The following is a 23,272-nucleotide window of genomic DNA, read 5'->3' as shown; positions in this document are numbered from 1 at the left end:
ATCCCCATGCAAGCCTATCAAAACCTTGGCGGCACTTCGGCCGTGAAGGCCTATGAAATCGACGACAGGTACATCAATGTACATTTCAGAGACGGCACCGCCTATCATTACAATTATGTGGTGCCTGGCGTTACCTATGTGGAAAAGATGAAATCCCTCGCCCAGCGGGGCCTCGGGTTGAACACGTTCATCAACCAATTCGTGAAGGATAAATATGCGGCGCGGTTGAATTGATCTACAGTTCAGATAGGCGTGTTGAGGGTTACGGCCGCCACCGACACATCGCTTCCTTTCGCAGCACTTACATGCAAACGGTAAGCCGCCGGATTGAAAGGGATCTCGACTTTCATAACGGCACCCTTGCCCAGGCGCTCTTTACGGACAGCCTTCCCTTCCCTGTTGAGCCGCACCAACACCCATTCAAAAGTAATATCCCCGTCAACGGCGTATTGCCAATTTCCGTTCTCCATGAGGAGGGCACGGTATTCCAGCGTTTTACCTTCGCTGGCGGTTACCGCCGGCCTGAGAATGTTGACGGGCGGCAATGCTTTTGACGGACGGGTTTGATGCCAGATAGCGCGGAGCCGGTGCCAGTCGGGTTTATGACGGCCTTCCACATCCAGCAGTCCGTTGAAAGTAACCCGGTTCGTAGCTTCCTCATCTTGCCAGGCCGCCACGAAAACGCCGGTTTCCTCCGGCCCCGCATTCGCATACAATTGCACCGGCGTGGCACTGAGGAACCATGGCGCGGCAACATCTTTCAGCTGTACCAGTCCTTCCCCGCCCGGAGGCAGCACCACGCCGAAGGCCGCCGCCTGCGGGATTTCGTCGGCCAGGTACTGGAGCATGCCCGCCAGGTTTCCCGGAGCGTCTACGTCTATCGTAACGGGGCGGCCGGGATCGGCCTCGCGGATCCTTTGCACCAGGGCCCGCAGCCAGGCGGTATAAGCCTTCTGCTGATAGAGATAGGCCGGTTTCACGAACCGGTACTGCAATAATTTGAACGCTGTGTTCCCGAGGCTCCAGGCTTTGATTTCCGGATGATGTTTCATGCGGCGGACTTCCGCCACGATCGCATCGGCCTTTTTTTGCATGGCTTCCGCATCCGCCAGGGCATCGCCTACCGGCGGCAACCAGAAGCCATAATGCAGGCCAATGCCCGTTTCCGCTGCCGCTACCAGCACATTCCTGTCGTATGCGCCGGGGCCGTAGCGGCGCACGGTATTCACCCCGACGGCCCGCATCTCCCTGAAATCGTTCACCACTTCGGCCCGGGTAAGCGTGTGCAGATTGCGGAACCAGTTACCGCCTTTTTGATATTGCATGCCGCGCAAAGTGTCTGTCCAGCGCGGACGGGAAGCCATCCGATCAGGCGGCCGGATGAAATGCAGTTGTTTGAGCGGCGCTGTGGCACCGGGTTTCCCGCCGGTCAACCGGAAAAAATCGCCCCCATCCTGCAGCTGCCAATCGATTTGCGGAACATTCGCCCCGGGCGGCACATTTTTATCGAAAGCGGAATTGAACACCACGAACGCCTGTACTTCGCGGAAGCTGCCGGCGATCGATTTCGCGGCGTCTTCCATCCATTTTTTCTGGCGCTCGCCGCGCAGCGATCCGCCTTCCGCCACCATTACCGGCAGGCCCGACCGTAAAATGGGTTTCCGGTGGAAGGGCGCGTACAATTCCGAAAACGTGTAGTCTTTTCCGTTAGCAGACAACGTATCGTAGTTTAGCATCGTTACCCCGATCCAGTCTACATACCGCCGCCCCGGGAACCCCGGCTCCACCGCTTCGGGCTTCCAGGGATTCCACACCCACACGGCGTTGTAGGCGCGCTCGGCCTGGAAGAGGTCATGGACATGGCGCCAGGCGTTTTTCGTTTCCGCCGCCGTGTTCCCGCCTTCCGGCGACCATGGATAGGCGGGATTGTCGGCCTCATGCGCGAACCGGATGAACACGGGCCGGTTCAAAGCCCGCACCTGCCGCGCGAATTTTTTCACGTATTCGTCGAACACGCCTTCCGTGATGCGCGACATTACCTTCCGTTCCCTAGCCAGCTCCGGATCGTTGGCGGAAAAAGCGAAACCCGAGGCCCAGGGCTCCCAGGTGATCATCGGCGCCGATCCGTTCCGGTAGATTTCTTCGGCAAGCGGGAACGGCAGTTCCGATTGCGGCCCCTCGCCCCAGGGGATGTACAGGGAAACGATGTCTGCATGCGTGGCGAACTGCCGTTGAAATTCTTCCCAACCTTCCCGCCGTGTGATCCCTCCCGGTTCCGAAGGCTGGAAAACACCGGTGTAAAAAATGGGCTCCCGGGCCTGCAAGCCCGGCTCGCCCGATAAATACGCCTGTTGCGTGCTGCCGAACAAGTATAGCGTGGAAATCGCCATCAGCAACATGATCGGGAAGGCAAACTGGCGCAAGCCCGCGTAGATGCCGTGCCGGAAGTTCCAGAAGTATTGCTTCAACGTGCGGTAATACGAAAAACTGTTGCGCAGCACGCGGAACTGCGTCCGCATTTCCTGCACGTCTTTCTGCCGGCTGATGGCAATGTTGCAACTCATCACGAGGAAATTGATCCCCGCGATGCCGGCCATGATCCAGGTGTAAGGGTTCCAGTCGATATACAAACCATACACGATGGCCGTCAGGGAACATATGGCAACAATAATGTTGGGCAGGTTGAGTATCCAGTTGTCTTTTTCCTGATCGTCTTTCGGTGTGGGGATGTACGGCACTTTTTTCCGGATGATGGTGTAAACGAGCCCCAAGATATGCACCCACCAGGTGCCGATGAGCAACACGCCTCCCAGCACATGGTTTCCCCGTTCGCCGCGGCCCATCACCCATCGCTGCACGAAATGCCGGATCGCCAGGATGCTTACCAGGAACGGAAGCCCGGCGAGGGCAAACAGTACCAGGTCCATTTTGAACGGGATGATCCCCATCGACAGGGCCAATACCGGAACGATGAAATTCAATCCGAAAATCAGTCCGGATAAGTAATGCAAAGGCGCCGTCCCGTAATGGAGCCGTTGCGCCCAGGTGAATTTCCGGAACAGCTTCGGATAGGTGACCAGCAGTAATTCCAGGCTTCCGCGCGCCCATTTCAACTGTTGTTTGTAGTAGGCCGACAAGGTAGACGGAACGCGCCCTTCCGTGAGCACGGCGGGCAGGTAGGCCGATTTCCAGCCTTTCGCGTGGAGCTGCATGGCCGTGTGCATATCTTCCGCCAAACCGGCCGCATGCCCGCCGATGGAATCCAGTGCCGCCCGCCGGAAGGTACAATTGGCGCCGATAGCGAGCACCGTGCCGTAGCGGTTCATCGTCATCATCATCGGGCCGTAAAAATGGAACGTCTGCTGCGCCGCACCTTTGGCGATCAGGCTGTCGCCGAGATTATAATACGCCTGCACGATCTGCACATAACCGATCTTTTCGTCGTTAAAGAAAGGAACGATGGGATCGAGGAGCCCGGGAGACGGGATATGGTCCGGGTCGAGGATGACGCAAAGCTCGCCCGTGGCGAATTGCAGTGCGTTGTTGATATTCCCGGCTTTCGCGTTGGTGCGGTGGTTGCGGGTTACATGCCGGACGCCCAGTTTGCGGCACACTTCCTTGAGATAGGGGTCGTCGGCTTCGTCGCACAGCCAGGAAGTATGCGGATAGGTAACGGCCTGCATGGCTTCGAGGGTTTGCACGATCATTTCGTATGGTTCCCCCGGGCAGAAGGTCGTCAGGATATCCACCGAAAACTGCCGGTTACCGGGTTTGGGTTTCGGAACGGAAATAAAGAGATAGTGATACCATTCGTGCAATATCCGCAGACAGGCAAAAACCGTTGCGCTGACGAACATCCAGTACAGCACGGGGTGCCCGATGTGGGTGGGCCGGAGCAGGCAATACAGGAAAAAACACAAGCCCAGCGTGCCGATGGCGATCATCAGCCGCAAAGAGAGCATATCGCTCCGGGTGGGTTGTGGGGCTTGTTTCAGTTCACGCATGGTTTATTCTACTACATAAAAAGGCGTATTGGCGGTGGCGATGTGCCCTTCCCGGTCTGTGACCTGTACGAAAATCCGGTAGGGCCCTCCGCGCCGGGGCGTCACGAAAGACAACTCCAGCCCGTCTTCCACGCGAACGGTGGTGTCGATCATAATATCGGGTTTCTTCGTCCGCCCGGTGCTGTGATACCAGTTTTCCTGCGTCACTTTCCATGCCAGTGTGGCGATGGGAGCACGATTGGCAGCATCGAGGAAGAGACTGGCCGTTTGCCGGCTGCCGGGAGTGAGCAGGATGTTGTCGCGGGCGCCTTTGCCGCCGAGGAGCATATATTTTATCAGTGGCCAGGTGGTGTTGGCGTTTTTTCGTCCCCATGTTTCGCGGAGCGCCGCTACGGATTCGGTGGGTTGGCCGGATGTGGAGAAAAGGCTGAACCATGTGCCGGTGGCTTCTTCCCGGTAACCCCAGTAAAATGCGAGGGCGCCCAGGCAGCGGGGGTTTTGCAATGGCAGTTTGGTCGCCATTTTGCGTAACTGTTCCGCTTTTTTGCTGCTCGTATTTTCGACGGGCGCTTGCCAGGCGGTGTATTCCGCCTCCCATGGCCCGTATGCGCCCCATTCCGCAACGAGGAAAGGCCCGTTCCAGATGCGGGAAAACTGTTCCAGCCGCTCGTCCAGTTCATGCAGCCGCCCGAAGGTATTGAATGAGATCACATCGAGCCCCGGCACGCATTGCCGGATCATCCAGATCTGCGCGATATTGAAATTGGGAAGCGTAGTGGTGACGGGATGATCGGGATCGAGCTCGTGGACCGTGGCCAGGAGGCGGTTATAAGTGGAATAAAACCCCCTGTGCCCGGGCTTCCACGTCATCACCGGCTCATTCCCCAAACACCACATGAGCAGCGCGGGATGATCGCGATAGCGAAGCACGGCGGCGCGGACGCCCGCCTCCAGCGAATCCGTCTTGCGTTTGTCCCGGTAAAAAAACTTTTCATAAGGGCTCGAAGGAATGGGCAATCCTGCGATCACGGCGAGGCCATGGCTTTGGGCTTCGTCGAGGAACGCGCGGAGGTTGACGGTGTCATAAGTTCTGACCGTGTTGCCGCCGGCCGCGGCGAGCGAAGCGAGGTCTCCCCTGCCGGAAGCGCCCTGCACAAAAAACGGGCGCCCGTTCCGGTAGAGCGTATAATTCGCGCCATCCTGCCGGATATGTACCTTTCCCTTATACCGCAACGGCTGCGCCAGCGGCCCGCCACCGTTCAGCAACGGCATGCTCCACGCCGCAACGGCCAGCAGGGCTGCAAACGCCCCCATCCAGGTCAAAATTTTCCGTATCTGCATCCGTTTGTTTGCGGAAGGAAAATTAGCGCATTGAGGGGCCTCAAAAGACTACTCATTCGAGTAGTACGGCGGGTATACGACAGATGCCGTGTTACTCGTTTGAATATAAAGCAAATGGTAGCCCGGCGAGTTCTTCATCGGTGTTACACCTCATAATATAATGCGGAGGGGGGATGCGTTTTATCACACAAACCACCACAGCACCGGATACATGAAATCGAAATCCATCAGCACATAAAAATGGCGACCTGAAAGCCGCCACTGAACAACATTTCGTTTCTCAGAAAAATGAACGTACCGTCCTTTTCAACATAAAAAAAGGCGGCCCGAAAGCCGCCTCCCAGGTGGTTACACCTTGTAATATTGTTCCCAACCCTTGCGCGGGGGCGGGCCCACGAGGAGCGCATTGGCCGCTTTGTCGTTGGTGATGATTTTCTTTTCGCGGTCGAACTGGATCTTACGGCCTGTCCACTGCGCCACTACGCCGAGGCAGAACACCTGGCTGAGCGGGCCGGCGATCTCGAAAGGAGAACGGGTCTTTTCCTCGCCTTTGCATGCCAGCAGGAAGTTGGCGTAGTGATTGGAAGGGCTTTTGGGCACTTCGGGCAGTTTGCCGGCCATCTCCTTCGCTTTTTCTTCAGGGATGATGGAAAGCGTAGATGCGTGCGAACCGCCTTTGAACGTGAGGTCTTTGCTGTAGATGATCTTGCCGGGGTTGAGCTTGGCGGGTTTGATGGTGCCGGTGCTCGGGGGCGGAATGTTCGGATCGAGGCCGGAAACGCCGTAGCCGGCGGGGATCGGCGGGAGGTTGTCTACCCCGTCGTACCACATCACATCCACCGCGGGCATTTGTTTGCGTGCGGGGAATTTGAACGAAAGCGTGGTAGACATGGGATAGAAGAAATTGTTGTGGCCCGTCAGCTTGATGGGATCCACTTCGTGGGGCAGGCCCAGGTCGAGGAACTGGTGGGCGGTATCGAGGATGTGCGCGCCCCAGTCGCCGAGGGCGCCCATACCGAAATCGAACCAGCAGCGCCATTGGCCGTTGACGAAATCCTTATTATAGGTGTGCCCCTGCGTCTGCATCTGCCAAACGTTCCAGTCGAGCGTTTCGGGCGTGGGCTCGGTGGCGGGGAAGGATTTGATATTCGTATCCCATCCGTGCCAGCGGCGGGGCGAGTTCATATGTGCAACGATCTTGTCGACGTCTTTGATGATCCCGGCTTCCGTCCAGGCTTTGAACTGGAAATAGTTGGCTTCGGAATGGCCCTGGTTGCCCATCTGGGTCACTACTTTCGGATGTTTGCGGGCGGCTTTCATCATGAGCTCCACTTCCTGGAAGGTGCGCGCCATGGGCTTTTCGACATAGACGTGAATGCCGAGGCCGATGGCCATCATGGTGATGGGGAAATGCGCGAAGTCGGGAACGCCGACGGAAACGGCATCGATCTTTTTGCCCATTTTGTCGAACATCTGCCGGAAATCCTGGAACCGGGGCACGTCCGGGAACATTTTCATGATTTCCAGGGTATGGGGAGCGCCCATGTCTACGTCGCACAGTGCTACGATGTTGGCCAATCCGGTTTTATGCAGTTCGCGGATAATTTCTCCTCCCCGGTTGCCGATACCGATGCAGGCCAGGTTCACTTTTTCGTTGGCCCCGATCCTGCGGGGCCGGGCGCCGCCACTGGCCATGAGAATGCCGGGCGTTGCGAGAGCAGCAGAGGCCATCATGGCCTGTTGGAGGAACTTCCTCCGGGAGTATTCGTTATGCATCATACAATTATTTCATTCGATTGCAAAAACAAGATACAGAAATAAAATCCAGTATTCGCACAGTTTTTGCAGGAGTGGAGAAATAATTATGCGGGCGCGGGGGATTGCGCCTTTCACCACTGAAAAACCGATATAAAATGAAAGCCATATCTGCTGTATTGTATTTCCTGAGCCAGCATCCTGCCTGGTCGTTCTTTATTATCCTCGCTGTTTTTGCGGGGCTCGCGGTATTGTTGCGCCGCTTGTGGCTGCTCGTTCCGGGTTTCCTGCTCGGAATCGCCAACATTTTCTGCGCTTCGTTCCTGAACGCTTGGTTCCTCCAGACCTGGGGCACGCCGGGCACAGCCGTCGTCATCCAGGCCACCCAAACCAATTCCACCCTCAACGATCAGTACATCTTCGAATACGCCGTCATCGCCAAAGCCGGCGGCAAAGATGTGAAAACGGGCTTCTCGTCCATGTCTGCCGCCATCTGGCCTATCCGCAACGAAATTCTCATCCCGCCGCCCGGACAGGTTTTCGTTACCAGATACATCCCCGGGTATGAGGAAAACATCGTGATCATGGCCGACGAATCCATGTACGGCAAAATGCGCATCATCGCTTCCAACCGCGAGGCGGTAGACCGCGCCCGCAATCAACTGGCCGCCAGTCCGTCGAACGAATCTTACCAGGAAGAATACCGCCAGGCGCTTCAAACCTTCCTGTCAGACCCCGCCAACCGCCTCGATTCCGTGAGCATCCGGCAGTTCAGCGACGCCCTCGGCCAGCTGAAAACCGCCGCGCCCGCGCCGTAACACGAAATCACCCGCCTGGCGGATCATCCCGCAGTTTCGCGGAGAATAGCCAGCAGCTGGGGGCTCACCGATCCGAATATCGACACGCCAGCGGCTCCGTTATCGATCGCGAGGCGGATGGCTTTGCGGATATCGTCGTTGTTGCCGTGGAAATCCGGGAGGAAAAGCCCGGCGTAAAGCGGGAATTTCCCTTTCAGCGCGTTCACGCCTTCCGCCACCGCATCGCCGATCCATTGTACGTTCTCATTGTAAAAACCGTGGTAGATCATGGGGCAAACCGCGTCCAAAGGCCAGTTCGTCCAGTCTTGCCGGACGATCCGCTTCGCGATTTCCGGTGTGGGAAAAACGGCTGCCGTGATGGGTTTCTTCTTCGCATGGGCTACCTCCGATAAATTCCGGACGATGTTCGTGATGCTGTCGTACCGGAACTTGCGCCACGACGGACTTTGGTCCGGATGCGCCATTTCCAGCGGGTCCTTTCCATACACGGCCGCATATTTGTCCCGGCAGGTTTTGCAATAGCAGAAATCGTATTCCGGCAATTCTTTCGACTGGTCGATATGGTATTTGGCCCAAAGGTTCACGGGGAGTATGACGTCCACGAAGCGGACATAATCCAGGTGCAGCCCGTCGATATAATCTTTGGCGACCTGTTCTTCCGCTTTGGATTTGAGGTATTGAAGCGTTCCCGGCTGGTTGGGACAGAGGAAGCGGTAGTAACCTACATACGGCGGTTTGTCCGCGCAGGATTCGCCTTTGCGGTTCACGGAAAACAGTTCGGGATGTTTTTCGCGCAGTTGGGGCTCGTTGCGGTTCATGGTCCAGAACCAGCGGTGGGCTTCCATTCCGGCTGATTTTGCGGCACGGAAATGGCGCTCGCTGTCTTCCTCGAAATAGATCACCCCGATGCCGGCGGCGCGGTATTCCGCATAACGTTGTTTCAGTTCGGCGTCGGTATCTTTTTCGCTGGGGTTGATCCAGATGCGATGGCGTACCGGTGCTTTGGGCTTTTTGTTCTCGTCGCGGTTGCCGGCGATGGACATTCCGGGTTCCATGAGCGCGAGGCTTCCCAGCCCGAGCGCCTTCAGAAAATGACGTTTATTCATAGCGGTTGAGTTTTCCTTCCTGGTCGATAATGATGGTGCGGCGGCCCTGCCGGATGATGGCGGAGAACTGCCGGCCCGTGGCTTCCATATCCACTTCGAACTTTTCCTTATCCAGTTTCAGCTCGCTCATGGTGGATGCGAACTTCCCGTTTTCCCGGCGGAACCGGTGCTGGCGGTAATAAATCTCCCAAAGCAAGGCCTCCGCTTCCACCCAGGCGGGCGCTGCGTAAAGTACCTTTTCTCCCGGTGATTTCGTCGTGAACTGCAGGAAACCCCATCTTTCGGGGGCATGCATGTCCACGATCCCCTGGGGCGACCAAACCCAGTTGTATTCCGGCGTCCCCTTCCGCTTGCGGTAGGTATTCCCTTCCACTTCGTGCTGCCACTGCACCCGCGAAAAATTCACGCGCCAGGTGCTGCCGTCGCGCGGCACGATGCGGGTATGATACGCGGCCAGCGCACGGAACGGGATGGCCATCTCCAGCGTCCAGCGGGTGTCTGTATCCTGGGGATCATTGAGCGTCCCTTTGATGTGGACGGCCGTTTGCAGCCCCTGCACGTCCCAGTTGAGGATCGCGCGGCCACCGGCGCGGTAGGCGCGGGGCATGAGCAGGTCCATCACGGTGTTGAGGGCATTCACTTCGATCTCGAAATATTCATACGCGTTGCCGTCGGGGTCGAGGAACATCTCGAAATCGTTATCTGCATAAATGATAGTGTCGCGCTGGCGGAGGCTGCCCCAAACATGCGGTTCCTCCAGTTCGGCGAACACGTAGAGGTAATTTTCGTCCCACAGCATTTTGGCGCGCGTCCGATAAAGCGGCGCGGGTTTGCGATGGCCTTCGATGTCGATGAAATCATCCGTCCACGGTGCTTTATTCCACACGGCTTCCCCGTCTTTCCCATCGATGTCCATAGGCGATGCAATGTGGTGGCAAACGTAATGGCGGGGCGTGTCCGTAAATACACGCGAATGTTCACTGTGCTGTTGCGCGCGCAGGGCGAAGGGGAGCAAAATCCATCCGCCTGCCATCGCTGCAACCAAATTCCGTAAATGCTGCATTATGGTTAAATATAAAGAATGGGGCGGGATGATGGCGGGCTGTGCTGACATACGGCTGATTTCATGTACCGGCGGCATAAAAAAAGCCCGCCGTTTACCGGCGGGCCTGTCACAAAAAGAGTAGCACCTATGGGTTTTATCAATAATTCGGATTCTGTTTCAGGTTCCTGTTCACATCGATTTCTTTCTGCGGGATGGGCCACAGGTAGTTTTTGGATGCGTCGAACTTCCGGGTTTCCACCACCACGTTGGTGCCGGTGAGGGTGAGCGCGCCGGTGTTCGGATCTACCTTTCCGGGGCGAACGCCGTGGATGGCGCCTTTCCGCACCTGGTCACCGATTTTCCAACGCTGGATATCGTACCAGCGGAGGCCTTCGAGCGCCAGTTCCACCCTTCTTTCACGGCGTACCAGTTCGCGCATTTTCGCCTGGCCGGTGTATACCGTCTGGTCCACATCGGGCATTCCGGCGCGGTTACGAACGTCGTTGATGGCGTCGTACACGCTCTGGTCGATCTGGCCTTTCTCGATCTTCGCTTCGGCGTAAGTGAGCAGCACTTCCGCGTAGCGGATGAAGATCGCGTTCTGGCCCGTGTTCCACATATCCGCGAAATCGTTCAGGTCGTAGGTGAACTTGCGGAAGAGGTAACCGGTTTTGGCGTTGTTATCGCCCTGGTAGTAATCGCCGGATTCGGGATCGATCGGATCGTAGAATTTGCCGCCGTATTGCTGGCCGGGAACCACGATGGAAGCCTGGAGGCGGGGATCGCGGTTGGCGTAGGGATTGGCGGCATCGTAGCCGGAGCCGGCTTCGGTGATCAGCTTCCCGTTCTTCATTTCATAAGCGTCCACCAGTTCCTGCGTGGGGCTGATAGAGCCCCATCCGCCGTAGCCAGACGACGGCATGATGCCGAGCCAGCCATTGGAAAGGGTGTTTTCCATGTATTGCAGGTCGAGGATCACTTCGGCGTTGTTTTCGTGCTGAATCCTGAAAAGGTCGGGATACACGGGGTACAACTGATAGCCGAGCTGCATTACTTTCTGTGCGTCGGCGATGGCGTCGTCATATTTGGCCATGAACAGTTCGAGACGCGCACGGAGGGCCAGCGCAGCGCCACGGGTGACGCGGCCCTTGTCGGCAGCGGTTACCTCCAGCTGCGGCGCGATGGCGGCCAGCTCCTCGAGAATGAACTGGCGCACCTCGGCCTGAGGGGCTTGTTTGATCGTATTGGCTTCATCCATGGTTACCGTTTTGGTTACCAGCGGAACATCGCCATATAGCTGTGTCAGGGTAAAATACTTATACGCGCGCAGGAAGCGGGCCTCGGCCTTCATGCGGTTCTTTTTGGCATCGTCCATTTTCACCTGGTCCACATTCTCCAGGAAGTTGTTGCATTTCTGGATGGTGGTATAGGTGAAGCGGTTTTTGGCGTCGGGGTCAGACGGGGTGGCATCGCCATTGCCGTGGGCCGTGAACCCTTCCCAGAAATACTGGTTGTAGGCGTTGTCCGACACGCAATCCATGTAGATAAGGTTTTCCGCGTCTTCCCAATCTTTATAGCAGCCATTGAGCGCAGCCAGGGCGTCGGATTCCGTTTTCCAGAGCACGTTGTTGCTGTACGCGTCCAGCGGCGTGCGTTCCAGGAAATCTTTATTACATGCCGAGAGGAGGGCTCCGGCAGATATTGCAGTTAATATGATGAAGTTCTTCCTTTTCATTTGTCAGTTTTTTTAAATGATACCTTCCGTTAGAATGTTACGTTCAGGCCCAGCGTATTCACTTTCACCTGCGGATAGTAGTAGATGCTGGAAGAGCTCGGTGCTTCGGGATCCACCCATTTGTACAGACCGCTGAAGGTCAGGATATTCTGGCCGCTGTAATAAACCCTTGCACGCTTGATGCCGATGCGGCGGAGCATATTCTCAGGCAAGGTGTACCCGAGCTGCAGGTTTTTCAGGCGGAGGTAAGAAGCGTCTTTCACCCAGAAGGAAGAAGGCATGCTGGACTGATCGTTCTGCTTCCAGGTGTAAAGGATCCTGGGAAGGGAAGCGCCCGGGTTCTCGGGAGACCAGGTATCGAGGAGGGCCGAAGTAGGCTTGCCGGCCGAAGTGCTGACGTTACCCAGTTTACCACCGTCGATGTAGGTTTTAACGCCTGCAGCGCCCTGGAAGAACACCGTCAGGTCGAAACTTTTCCAACCACCGTTGAGCGTAAGGCCGTAGGTAGCTTTCGGATAATAGTTGCCGATATAGGTCTTGTCTTTGGTATCGATGACGTTATCGCCGTTGAGATCGCGGTAACGGATATCACCTGCATTCGTATTGCCGTTCTGCTTGGCGTGGGCGTCCACTTCGGCTTTCGACTGGAAGATGCCGTCGGCGATGTAACCCCAGAATGCATTGATGGGCAATCCTTCCTGTTTGATCGTATAGCCGGAGGGGCCGCTGGAAATGAATTTCTCGATGTTGTTGCGGATAAACGATACGTTACCGTTGGCGCCCCAGTTGAAGTCGCCCTTGCTGTCGCTATACCCTACCGTGAATTCCCAGCCTTTGTTCACCACGATACCGGCGTTCTGCGCAGGCGGTTTGAGGCCGTACACGGCGCTCACGGGCACTTCGATGAGGATGTCGCGGGTACGTTTCTTGAACCAGTCTACCGTCAGGTTCACCTTGCCGCCCAGGATCGATGCGTCCAGGCCAACGTTGGATTCTGCCGTGGTTTCCCAAACGATGTCGGCATTGGCGCCGCGAAGCAGGGAGATCCCCGGCGCGATAGCGCCGCCGAAACCATAGTTCTGGCTGCCGAAGTACATCGGGATGTAAGGATAGAACGGCGCTGCGGGGTTTTCCCCATCGTCGGCGAGCGTCTGGTTGCCCAGTTCGCCCCAGGAAGCACGCAGCTTCATCGCCGTCACATATTGCTTCACGCCCTGGAAGAAGTTTTCACGATCGATGTTCCAACCTGCGGAGAACGAAGGGAACGTGCCCCAGCGGTTCTTCTTCGCGAAACGGCTCGAACCGTCGCGGCGGATGTTGGCTTCGAAGAGATATTTACCGTCGTAATCGTAGTTGATACGGCCGAAGAGCGACTGCAGTGCGGACTCATATGCATAGCCGCCCGTGGTTTGCCCGTCTGCCGAACCGAGGTTCAGCTGGCTGAGGTTGTTGTTCAGGAAGTTTTTCCGGAAACCTTCGTTGAACGTGTATTTGGTATATTCCTGGAAATAACCGGCGAGGGCTTTCAGGTTGTGTTTGCCGAAGCTGGTACCGTATTCGAGGAGGTCCTGGTGGGTCACTACCATGTTGGTCTGGCTGCCGTCTTTCAGCGAGTTGGGACCGGGGTACATGGTCGGATTACCGTTTTTGTCGTAGTACTGGATGTCGGAGATGAAGGATTTGGTCTGCACCGTACGCTGGGTATATGCCAGCGAAGGCTTGAAGTGCAGGCCTTTGATGATTTCCAGGTCGGCAGACACGTTGCCGAGCAGATCGGAAGTATTATCGTTCCGGAAGCTGGGCGATTCCAGCCATGCGGCCGGGCTGCCATCGGCGATGTAACCGTAGTGGCCATTGGCGAACTTGTACGGTACGGTCGGCGAAATACGGTTGAACTGGCGGATGATCTGGGTGAAATCGGGCACGCCGGGGTAGCTGGACTGCGGTTCTTTCACCGGGTTGTAAGTGTAGGCCAGGTTACCGGAAACGCGTAGGCGCTGGCTCAGTTGCTGGCTGATGTTGAAGCGGGTGGTGTAGCGTTTGGCATTGGTTTTTTCTACGAGACCGGCCTGGTCGAACATCCCGAGCGACAGCGAGTATTGTCCCGTTTCGCTGCCTCCGCTGAGGCCAAGGTAATAGTTTTGCTGGATACCGGAGCCCTGGTAGGCGAGGTCGAGCCAATCGGTGTTGGGGTAGTTGAAAGGATCGGAGCCGTCTTTGAATTTCTGGATCTCTTCCGGTTTATAGTAAGCCGCATTGCCCTGGTTCAACTGGGCCTGGTTGTACAGGGATGCCGATTGCCAGGAGGGCAGGAAGTCGGGCAGCGCGGTGGCTTTTTGCTTGCCTACATAAGTATTGAATACGATCTGAGGCGCGCCTTTCTTTCCTTTCTTGGTGGTGATGAGGATCACGCCGTTGGCCGCACGGGAACCGTAGATGGATGCGGAGGCGGCGTCTTTCAGTACGGAAATGGATTCGATATCGTCGGGGTTCACATTGTTCATGCTGGAGATCACACCGTCTACCACCACCATGGCGCTGGAATTGTTCAGCGTGCCGATACCGCGAACGCGGATGACGCCACCGTCTTTACCAGGCTGGCCGCTGTTGGCTGCCGTTACGGCCACGCCGGCCATGGTACCCTGCAGGGCGCTGGCTACGTTGGTTACCGGGCGGTCGGCCAATTGCTTGGAAGTTACGGCGGCTACGGAGCCGGTGAGGTTCACTTTCTTCTGGGTGCCGTAACCCACTACAACTACGGCTTCCAGGTCGGATTGCTTCGGTTTCAGGACGATCTTCATGTTTTCGGTCGCGGGCAATTCCAGGGTTTCGAAACCCATTTGGGAAACGAGGAGAACGGCGCCGGCGTCTGCCTGCAGCTGGAAGTTCCCTTCGCCGTCGGTAACAGTACCGCGTTGGGTGCCTTTGATCTGAATGGTGGCGCCGGGAAGCGGTTCACCCTTTTCGTCGGTCACTTTGCCTTTAATTTGCATGAGCGGTTTGGCATCGGGAATTTCCGAACGGGCTGCTGCGGAAGCAGCTTTTTCTTTCACGATCACCACATCGTCCAGCAGCGTAAATACCAGCGGCTGATTCCGGAAGCAGGCTTCCAGCACCTCGCTGATATGACGGTTTTTCACGGAGAGCGTAACCGGCGCGGCCTTTTCGAGTTGTTTGGCCGTGTACACGAAAGAAAAGCCGGTCTGGCGCTTGATCTCCCGGAACACCTTTTCCAGGGGAGCGTTCTTCTCCGAAATAGTCACCTGTTGACTGAGCGTTTTGGCGCTCACGCACATACATGCAGACAACAGGAACAAAGCGGTGAGTTTCATGATCCGCAATTTTTTGTTAATACCCTCCGGCAGGAAGGCATAAAGGAGCTTTAAATGCATAGATTTGCATAGTTTGAGTGATTCAATAAACTTTCTATCAGAGTGGACTGTTTTTAGTACTCAGACCTTCAGCGCCCTGCGGACCAGGCAGGGCGTTTTTATGTCCGGTACCTGCGTACGTGGTGTTTTACTTCATAACGACGATTTTTTTGCCTTCTATTTTAAATTTGACTTTTCCTGTTAATTCGAGCGCCTTCAGCACATCGGAGAGTTTTTTGCTGCGGGGCAGATCGAGGTAGAAACGATCGTCTACCTGTTCTATATCTCCCACCTCCACATCGTACCAGCGGGAAAGCTGGTTCATGACGCGGGCGATAGGCTCCCCTTCGAACACGAACCGTCCGTTCTTCCATCCCATCACCTGGTCGAGGTTTACGTGCTGATGCACGTCCAGCCTGCCGTTGCCGGCCTGCGCCTGCTCGCCCGGGGCGATGGTGCGGGAACCTGCGGCGGTGGAGACTTTCACTTTCCCTTCCAGCAGCGTGGTGCGCACGGCGCCGTCTTCGGGATACGCGCTTACGTTGAAATGCGTGCCCAATACGGCAATGTCTACCCCATTTGCTTTTACCGTGAAGGGCATCTTCTCGTCTTTCGCCACCTCGAGATATACCTCACCGGTGATCGTCACGCTGCGCGAGGCTCCCGCGAACGCGGTGGGAAAAGTGATGGAGGAAGCGGAATTGAGCCAGGCTTTCGTGCCATCGGGCAAGGTGAGGCGGTATTGGCCGCCGCGGGGCGTAGTCATGGTATTATATACGATTTCCCCTTCCCGGTTGTCTTCGCCGTCGTAAACGAGCTGGCCGTTAGACAGTTTATTGACGGAAGTGCCGCCCTGCTGCGCCAGGAGCCCGTTGGCCGCGCTATCGAGCACGATCTGACGGCCGTTGGAGAGGGTGAGCACGGCCTTTTCACCGCCGGGCATTACATCGTTGGCGACTTCTTCCTGTACGTTTGCGAGGGGCTCCTGCGCCGTTCTTGTACCTTTCCAGATGCCAAGGCCCGCCAGGAACAGCACAGCGGCCGCAGCGGCGGGTTTCCACCAGGCGATGCGCATCCTTGTACGGTCCGTTTCGTCGGAAATCCGTGCGTATACGCGCTCCATGGCGGCTTCGCCAAGTTGCCGGTCGGGCGCCGACGGCTCGTAATTGCGCCAGGCTTCTTCCAGCACCGATTGCAATGCCGCGTCGGATGCAGACCGGTTTACCCAGTCGGCCAACTCCTGCCGTTCGTCTTCCGAACTGGCGCCCTCAAAAAAGCGGTTGACGAGATATTGGATCCTTGCGTTAGACATATGGTTGAAAATTAAGATAACGTGAGCCCGCCCATAGCGTTGCTACAGATAAAGACAACCGCCGGAAGCGATAGGCATAGTGGTCGGGAAAAAAAATTTAACAAAATGGAAACACGAGGCAGGGCAACAGGAGGATTTCGAGGGAATGGGGGTGCCGGCTGAGCGTTTCGCGGAGGGTGCGCAGCGCCTGGATCATGTGGTTTTTTACCGTACCGGTAGTGATTTGCAGCCTCCGGGCGATTTCTTCGTGCTTGACGCCCTCTTCGCGGCTGAGGAGGTAAATGGCTTTCTGACGGGGCGGCAACTGCTGAATGGCCTGGTGCAACAGTTCGCGGGTCTCTTTCAGGGAAATATGGGACTGGGGGGTACTGTGCGCCGGCGCTTCATCTGTATGCAACTGGCGGATGACGTTCTCTTCCCGCGCCATTTTCCGGAAACCGTTGATGGCGTGGTTTTGTGCCATGCGGAAGAGATAACTGCCGAAGGAATCCACGTCGCGGAGCGACTTCCGGTCTTTCCATAGCTTCAGGAATACGTCCTGCACCACATCCTCCGCCGTGGCCGGCGAACCGGTCAGCTTGCTGATGAAGCCGTACAGCTTGAACTTGTATGCATGAAAAAGATGCGTAAACGCTAGCTCATCCCCATCTGCAGCCATTTTCAGCCATTCCTCCTCGTATTGAATAGACGTAGACAACGTGTTTAATCCCCTTGAAATTGGTCTCGACAAATTTATCGACATTTCAACTAATTGCCGCAGAACTTTTTTAGCGGGAATCTGCATGGATATCTGACTGAGAATCAATTGATACTATTTTCACACCCCCAAACATGACATTTCCCTCCAAATAAAAAGACCGGAAATTGCGGGATCGTTCCCAAATTTCGGGGTGCCCCCCGCAAGAACGAAAGCGCCCCCGGCCGGGGGCGCCCCTGTTTCCTTTTCCGTTCTTACCGCATATCGCCCTGTTCGTTGCCGATCAGTTCGCGTTCCCGCTGCGATGCATCGTGCGAAGAGTGTGTCCGCCATTCGTTTACCGGTTTGTCGGTCGGCTGCATGTTTTCATGCATGGTTTCGGCGTTGGCCTCGTCGTGTTTGGCGTTCATCATGCCCATCATCATTTTCGTTTGTGCGCCAGACACCACGCGGGATTCGCCTTTCACGAGCGCATCGTAACCATCTGCGGCCACTTCGGCCGGGTCTGCCAGGGAATGCTCCTGGTATTCTTTGGAATCATCCATATGCGCTTTGAAGAAGAAATCCGTGTCCGTCCGGCCAGGCACCAGGGCAGTCACCGAAACGCCGGTCCCTTCGAGCTCCACGCTCAAGGCCTGGGAAAACGACAGCACGAAAGCCTTCGATGCTGCATACACCGAAAAATCGGGGGCGGGCGACTTAGAGACGATCGACGCGAGGTTTAATATCCGTCCTTCCCCGCGTTCCACCATATCGCAGGCGATGAGCCGGGTGAGGGTGACGACGGAGGTAATGTTCAATTGGATGATGTCCAGGTGCCGTTGCAGCGGCACCTGGCAAAAGGGTCCCCGTTCTCCCTGGCCGGCATTGTTCACCAGGATGCTCACGGGCAGGTTCTGCGCACGTACCGTTTCATACACCTCCTTGGCCGCTTCCGGCCGGAAGAGGTCTGCCTCCAGCGGAATGGCCGTTACGCCCTGTGTGCGGAATTCGTTGCACACTTCTTCCAGCCGTTGGCCACTGCGTGCTACCAGGATGAGATTGTATCCGTCTTGGCAAAGCAATTTCGCCAGTTCGTACCCGATGCCGCTCGTTCCCCCTGTTACCAGTGCGTAGCCCCGGCCGGAAGGGTTCAGTTCGTTTTTCATGTTGCAGGTTTTTGATGTGAATCAATCTTTCGTTTACCCGGTATGCGCGTCAAACCCCATTCCATTCCCCAACAGCCTTGGTCGTGGCATGAAATGTGGACGATTGCCGTAAAACGGCTACCATGGCAACAACCACAAGAAAAACCCCCGTGAAGAAGAAACCCGCCACCCGCAGCAAACCGGTAGCGAAAAAGAAGGAAGCGAAAAAAGACGCCGGCAAAGCGTACGACGAGTTCAAGGAATTCGAAGGGCAACATTATACCGGCATGCGCGTGGGCCGGTCGCACAAATGGAAATATGACGCGGGTGACTGGAAGGAGACCAAAATCACCCCAGACCTCTGGGAAATCAGCTACGCCGTTACCAAACGCCGCGCAGGCCGCGCCCCGGAAGGGTCTGGCGTGCCCACCGGCACGGAATACCACTGGTACATCCTCGCGCACCAGCACGTTCGAAAACTGAACGCGAACGACTACACCACCTCCATGACCGGACTGAAGTATAAACTGGCGCATAAACGCGCCGATCGGAATAAATGGAGCGCCACCGCCAAAACCCAGCGCAAACGGCTCGTCAAAATGCTGCAGGAAATCATCGCACAACTGGAAAAGGAACCCGTTCCGCTGGAATTCGAGTATGATGGAAAAACGTACAAAGGCGAAGCGTTCCCCATCTCCCCTACCTGCCACGACGGCGTGTGCGACCAGCTCGAGATCACACTGAACGATGAAAACCTTGGCATCATCCGCTGCATGAAAAGCGGCTGGAAGCTGGACGGGGTGAAAGATCAGGGGTTGATCGACGCCATCGGCGAGGAAATTTTCCTGTGGTTCGAGTAGATTCGCTACCTTGCCGGCAATCAGCTATATCGGCAATTATGCGAGCGTTCACCCATATCCGGGATCTCTACAAACCCGTCCAGCCCGCGGTTTCCGCGGCCGGCGAAGCGGTTTCGTATGTGGAAATGCTTCCCTGTCCTGCCCTGCAGCCTTATATTTATTGTTACTGGCAGCTGAAAACGAATGAGGCGGCCGTGGGAGCGTTTCCGTACCGGGTGGTGGCCGATGGCTGCATGGATATTTTCTTTGCGCCGGGGAACGCCGCCGAAACCTGGTTGATGGGTATCTCTGACGCCTATACGGAGTTTCCGCTGACGGGGCATTTTCATTTCGCCGGGATCCGTTTCCTCCCCGGTATCTTTCCGCAACTCTACCACATTCCGGCCGATGCATTTACCGGGAAAACGGAACACCTCGCCGCCATCGATCCGGAATTGACCCGCCAACTGGCCGACCGGTGCGCCGGCATCCAACAACCGGAAGCCCTGGCGCTGGTGCTCGACGAGCTCCTGCTCGGGCTCATCAGTGGCAATACGTTCAGTCCCGACGGGCGCTTCTACGAAGCCCTCGATCTCATCCTGCGCCACAACGGCACCATTCAACTGGAAAAGGAGATCCAGACGGGGATCAGCCCGCGGCAACTACGCCGCATGTTCGGGCAATACGTCGGCGATACGCCCAAAGCCTTCAGCAGCATCGTCCGTTTCCAGCGGATATTGCAGGCCAAGCCTTCGTTGCGGAGCCTGCGGGAAGACAAGCTTTTCTTCGACGCCGGTTATTACGACCAATCCCATTTCATCCGCGAATTCAGGCGGTTTTACGGCCTTACGCCCGGCCAGGCATGGGGAAGGTAGCATTATGTCCGTTTTGTACTATGATCCCGGACGGTACCGGCCGAACTTTGTACCGTCATCTTCTAACAACCGAACATCATGCAGAAACATTTCTTACTGGCGGCCATGCTGCTTTTCTCCTTACCGCTATTCGCACAAAAAACCACAAAACCTCCGACCATGAAAATGAACGCCGGGATCATTACGCCCAAACTCGCGGAAACAAAAAAATTCTACACCGAAACACTGGGTTTCGGCGTAACGTTCGAAAACGAATTCTACCTGCTCATGCACACACCGGGCCATGCCGCGGAAATCAGCTTCCTGCTGCCGAAACATCCGTCGCAGCAACCGCTGTTCCAGCCAGCGTTCGGCGGCCAGGGCGTATACCTGACGATCGAGGTGGATGAAGTCGATAAAATGTATAAGGAATTGAAATCCAAAGGCGTTACGATCCGCATTGAATTGCGCAACGAGCCCTGGGGCGACCGGCACTTCGCCATCGAAGACCCCAACGGCATCGGGATCGACATCGTGACGTACGCCCCGCCTGCACAATAAATCAATATCCGGCCAGTTCCCGATGGGGCTGGCCGTTTCGGCCGTGCTGTTTTAGCGGTTCGCTTCGTCTATCCGGAAAGAAACCTTGCAAATGCAGCCGAACGTAGTGATCTGACCGTCTTTCACATGCACCTTGATATCCTTCACGTACACGGAATCCACGTTATGAATGGTTTTGCTCACTTCCGTAACAGCATTACGGATCGCATCTTCCAGGCTTTTTTCTGACGACGCGATGATCTCGATGACTTTTACGATAGGCATAATGCAGATTTAAATGGTGATGAATGGAACTGACAAGGGAATGCGCACACAAAACAAGCCAACCCCAGCTGCCGTAGCGGCTTTCAGCCATGCAGGGAATTGATCCGCAAAGCGTTTGGCGGCTGTTCTTTCCCGGAAATATATAACACATCCCCCCAAAAAGTGTTGACCTGCCGCCCCGGTCCGCGCCCTGTATGCGGATTACAGGTCGAATACATTACGCGGTTATAATATTTGTAAGATTTTAGATAGTCCTGAATGCAATGGAGGCGATGTATCGGCCGAATGCTTATTTTTAACCATGATTTCCGGCTTCCCTTCTGCCTTACAATTTTCCGAAAACGGCTTCGCCATCACGCAGCCGCTGTTCTCCGACGATCAGATCGCAGCGATCGTCCACGCCATCGATGCAACAGACCATTCCCAGCCCACTTTCCGCAAATCGGCCGATCTGTTTGCCGTGCGGCGCTTCCTGCACGAGGTCCCCGCCGTTCAGCCGCTCGTGCTCACCGATGCATTGTTGCAACTCGTGGAAACTTTTGCCGGAAGCGGTCATCGCCCCGTTAAATCCATCTATTTCGACAAGCCCCCGGAATCGAACTGGTTCGTGTCCTACCACCAGGACCTCACCATTTCGGTCGATAAAAAATCCGACGCGGAAGGCTATGGCCCCTGGACGGTGAAGCCCGGGCAGTTCGCCGTTCAGCCGCCGCTTGAAATGCTTGAAAACAATCTTACGCTGCGCATCCACCTCGACGATACAGACGAGCACAACGGCGCGCTGCGCGTGGTGCCCGGCTCCCACCGCAAAGGCGTCTACCGTCCTGAAACGATCGACTGGCAGCGGGAAACGGAGGTTTCCTGCGCCGTACCCCGCGGCGGCGTGATGCTCATGCGCCCTTTGCTGCTGCACGCTTCGGGGCGCACCACCAATAACCGCCGCCGTCGCGTTATCCACATCGAATTCAGCAACAGCGTGCTGCCGGAAGGGATGCAGTGGTCGGAATTGCTGCCGGGGACCTTCGCATAAAAAAAAGGGGACCTCCGCCTGGAAGTCCCCCTTGCCGATCCCAAGGCGTATTTATTTACCGGACTTTTTCCGTGTCTGTCAGGAACACGCGGGTACTCACCGTGTAAGGATCCCCTTTCTCCTGGCTGTATTTCAGGTCTACGTAAAATGCCTGGTAACCCGTTGCCGGCAATGGGCGCGACACCGAAACGTTCGACGTCGCGGAAATCCCCAGGCTTGTGGACGTCCATTTGTCGTTGCGGAAATCCAGGTCGGGCGAAGTTGCCGTCCAAACCACCACGTCTTCCAGTTTATCGGAAGTAGCCTTGATGTTGAGGGTCACTTCCTTGCCTTTCTTCTTCACGGTATAACTGCATTCGGGGTAGTGCTGTCCGTTGAAAGTGATGCCGAAAAAGGCGCTCAGCCCGTTCATCACCTGCTTTCCGTCGCCCATATTGTGCCCGGCGTTCGGGACGTAATTGAGGAGATATTTTCCGGGGATGTCATTGATATAATTCTTTACGTTATCGACCACCCAATATTCATCGTTCGTGCCCATGAACAGCATTTTCGGCATGTCCAGCTGTTTGCGGTAGCTGTACGGGTCTACCATCGCGGTAATGGCTTTTCCTTCCGCCGTGCCCGTCTGTTGCGGGATGCCGAGTTTTACATAATCCTCGATCTGGATGCTGTATTCTTTCCAGGTCTCGATCTGGTAGTCGAGGCTTTTGGGCATGTTCAGGATATCGATCACCATCGGGGCGATGGCTTTGACGCGGCCGTCGCTGGCGCCGGTGAGCCAGGTGGTCCACCCGCGCTTGGAAGCACCCGCCACCACGAACTTTTCCACGGGTTTGGAGGCGCGGCTGCGGGAAAGTTCCTGCACGGCGTCCATCGCGCGAACGGCGCTTTTCACCATCGGGAACAGCAGCGGCCAGGTGTAATCTTTCGACTGTTTGAAATTGTGCAGGGTGTAGGAAATCAACGCGTCTTCGGTGAGATCGTTGTACAGGGGCTGATTGGGCGTTTGCCGCAGCACGGCCGTGATGGCCTGCCGGTCGTGCGCGATCTGGCCGATGGCCTGGTACAATTTATCGTTGGCGCCCGTCCACCGCGGCTCCCCGTCTTTCAAAGATCCGCCGGTGATGAACAGCAAAGCGCCGTTATGTTTCACCGTTTTCGGGACAAAAACCATCAGCTGGTGTTTCCAGGTATGCTCGCGCCATTGTTGCGACGTGAGGGCTACGGAATAAGCAGTGATGTCGGCTACTTCGAACGAGTCGCGGACGGTCCATTGGAACGATTTGTCGTCGTTGTTGAGGTACGACCGGAGGGCGGTTTCGGGCGTCACCTGTGCGCGGGCGGCACCTGCCGCCAGAACGGCTACCAGGAAAATGTTAAGCGTTTTCAACATGCTGTATCTCATAATGCATC

The 23,272-nt window shown here is 56.2% G+C and carries 18 protein-coding genes; 6 read left to right on the top strand and 12 right to left on the bottom strand.

What is annotated here, in order from left to right:
* The first annotated feature begins 6 nt into the window (after window positions 1-6).
* On the top strand, window positions 7-234 hold the full coding sequence (locus ACQKLP_RS23315) for a hypothetical protein (RefSeq protein ID WP_427325389.1): 228 nt from the start codon (window positions 7-9) through the stop codon (window positions 232-234).
* Between the two features lie 8 nt (window positions 235-242).
* Here ACQKLP_RS23315 and ACQKLP_RS23310 read toward each other — a convergent pair whose 3' ends face one another.
* The 3 genes from ACQKLP_RS23310 to ACQKLP_RS23300 form a co-directional block, all read right to left on the bottom strand.
* A complete protein-coding gene (locus tag ACQKLP_RS23310) occupies window positions 243-4,004 on the bottom strand; it encodes a glycosyltransferase (protein ID WP_427325387.1) in 3,762 nt (1,253 codons plus the stop codon).
* A gap of 3 nt (window positions 4,005-4,007) precedes the next feature.
* Window positions 4,008-5,345 carry a glycoside hydrolase family 2 TIM barrel-domain containing protein gene (locus ACQKLP_RS23305; protein ID WP_427325386.1) on the bottom strand — a complete coding sequence of 446 codons (1,338 nt, stop codon included), beginning with the start codon at window positions 5,343-5,345 and terminating at the stop codon, window positions 4,008-4,010.
* A 348-nt stretch (window positions 5,346-5,693) separates the two neighbouring features.
* Window positions 5,694-7,124 carry a Gfo/Idh/MocA family oxidoreductase gene (locus ACQKLP_RS23300; RefSeq protein WP_427325384.1) on the bottom strand — a complete coding sequence of 477 codons (1,431 nt, stop codon included), beginning with the start codon at window positions 7,122-7,124 and terminating at the stop codon, window positions 5,694-5,696.
* A gap of 134 nt (window positions 7,125-7,258) precedes the next feature.
* On the opposite strand from ACQKLP_RS23300, the gene ACQKLP_RS23295 reads away from it, so the two are divergent.
* Entirely contained in the window at window positions 7,259-7,918 is a 660-nt protein-coding gene (locus tag ACQKLP_RS23295) for a hypothetical protein (protein ID WP_427325383.1), read from the top strand.
* A gap of 23 nt (window positions 7,919-7,941) precedes the next feature.
* Here the strand turns inward: ACQKLP_RS23295 and ACQKLP_RS23290 are convergent, their stop codons facing one another.
* The 7 genes from ACQKLP_RS23290 to ACQKLP_RS23260 form a co-directional block, all read right to left on the bottom strand.
* Window positions 7,942-9,024, bottom strand: a complete 1,083-nt coding sequence (locus ACQKLP_RS23290) for a family 10 glycosylhydrolase (protein ID WP_427325382.1) — start codon at window positions 9,022-9,024, stop codon at window positions 7,942-7,944.
* Window positions 9,017-10,087, bottom strand: coding sequence for a carbohydrate-binding family 9-like protein (locus ACQKLP_RS23285; RefSeq protein ID WP_427325380.1), 1,071 nt, complete (start codon window positions 10,085-10,087; stop codon window positions 9,017-9,019). The genes ACQKLP_RS23290 and ACQKLP_RS23285 overlap by 8 nt, the downstream gene beginning before the upstream one ends.
* A 139-nt stretch (window positions 10,088-10,226) precedes the next feature.
* A complete protein-coding gene (locus tag ACQKLP_RS23280) occupies window positions 10,227-11,804 on the bottom strand; it encodes a RagB/SusD family nutrient uptake outer membrane protein (protein ID WP_427325378.1) in 1,578 nt (525 codons plus the stop codon).
* A gap of 29 nt (window positions 11,805-11,833) precedes the next feature.
* Entirely contained in the window at window positions 11,834-15,136 is a 3,303-nt protein-coding gene (locus ACQKLP_RS23275) for a TonB-dependent receptor (RefSeq protein ID WP_427325377.1), read from the bottom strand.
* A gap of 187 nt (window positions 15,137-15,323) precedes the next feature.
* Window positions 15,324-16,487: a FecR family protein gene (locus tag ACQKLP_RS23270; RefSeq protein WP_427325375.1), complete on the bottom strand. Its 1,164-nt coding sequence runs from the start codon at window positions 16,485-16,487 to the stop codon at window positions 15,324-15,326.
* Window positions 16,488-16,584: 97 nt separating this feature from the next.
* Window positions 16,585-17,184: an RNA polymerase sigma factor gene (locus ACQKLP_RS23265; protein WP_427325374.1), complete on the bottom strand. Its 600-nt coding sequence runs from the start codon at window positions 17,182-17,184 to the stop codon at window positions 16,585-16,587.
* Window positions 17,185-17,438: 254 nt separating this feature from the next.
* Window positions 17,439-18,332, bottom strand: coding sequence for an SDR family NAD(P)-dependent oxidoreductase (locus ACQKLP_RS23260; RefSeq protein ID WP_427325373.1), 894 nt, complete (start codon window positions 18,330-18,332; stop codon window positions 17,439-17,441).
* A 122-nt stretch (window positions 18,333-18,454) separates the two neighbouring features.
* Between ACQKLP_RS23260 and ACQKLP_RS23255 the strand changes: the two genes are divergently transcribed.
* The 3 genes from ACQKLP_RS23255 (at window position 18,455) to ACQKLP_RS23245 (ending at window position 20,565) form a co-directional block, all read left to right on the top strand.
* A complete protein-coding gene (locus tag ACQKLP_RS23255; protein WP_427325372.1) occupies window positions 18,455-19,171 on the top strand; it encodes a hypothetical protein in 717 nt (238 codons plus the stop codon).
* Between the two features lie 38 nt (window positions 19,172-19,209).
* Window positions 19,210-20,025, top strand: coding sequence for an AraC family transcriptional regulator (locus ACQKLP_RS23250; protein ID WP_427325371.1), 816 nt, complete (start codon window positions 19,210-19,212; stop codon window positions 20,023-20,025).
* Between the two features lie 159 nt (window positions 20,026-20,184).
* Window positions 20,185-20,565: a VOC family protein gene (locus ACQKLP_RS23245; RefSeq protein WP_427325369.1), complete on the top strand. Its 381-nt coding sequence runs from the start codon at window positions 20,185-20,187 to the stop codon at window positions 20,563-20,565.
* A 51-nt stretch (window positions 20,566-20,616) separates the two neighbouring features.
* On the opposite strand, the gene ACQKLP_RS23240 is transcribed toward ACQKLP_RS23245, so the two are convergent.
* Entirely contained in the window at window positions 20,617-20,829 is a 213-nt protein-coding gene (locus tag ACQKLP_RS23240; RefSeq protein WP_427325368.1) for a dodecin family protein, read from the bottom strand.
* Window positions 20,830-21,130: 301 nt separating this feature from the next.
* Here ACQKLP_RS23240 and ACQKLP_RS23235 point away from each other — a divergent pair, with 301 nt between their 5' ends.
* A complete protein-coding gene (locus tag ACQKLP_RS23235) occupies window positions 21,131-21,859 on the top strand; it encodes a phytanoyl-CoA dioxygenase family protein (protein ID WP_427325367.1) in 729 nt (242 codons plus the stop codon).
* A gap of 55 nt (window positions 21,860-21,914) precedes the next feature.
* On the opposite strand, the gene ACQKLP_RS23230 is transcribed toward ACQKLP_RS23235, so the two are convergent.
* Window positions 21,915-23,264: a PhoPQ-activated pathogenicity-related family protein gene (locus ACQKLP_RS23230; RefSeq protein WP_427325366.1), complete on the bottom strand. Its 1,350-nt coding sequence runs from the start codon at window positions 23,262-23,264 to the stop codon at window positions 21,915-21,917.
* Window positions 23,265-23,272 lie beyond the last annotated feature (8 nt).

The organism is Chitinophaga sp. NPDC101104 (genome assembly GCF_050277495.1).
Taxonomy (GTDB): Bacteria; Bacteroidota; Bacteroidia; order Chitinophagales; family Chitinophagaceae; genus Chitinophaga.
Note: the sequence above shows the minus strand (reverse complement) of the source record. Positions and strands in the feature narration are given on the sequence as shown.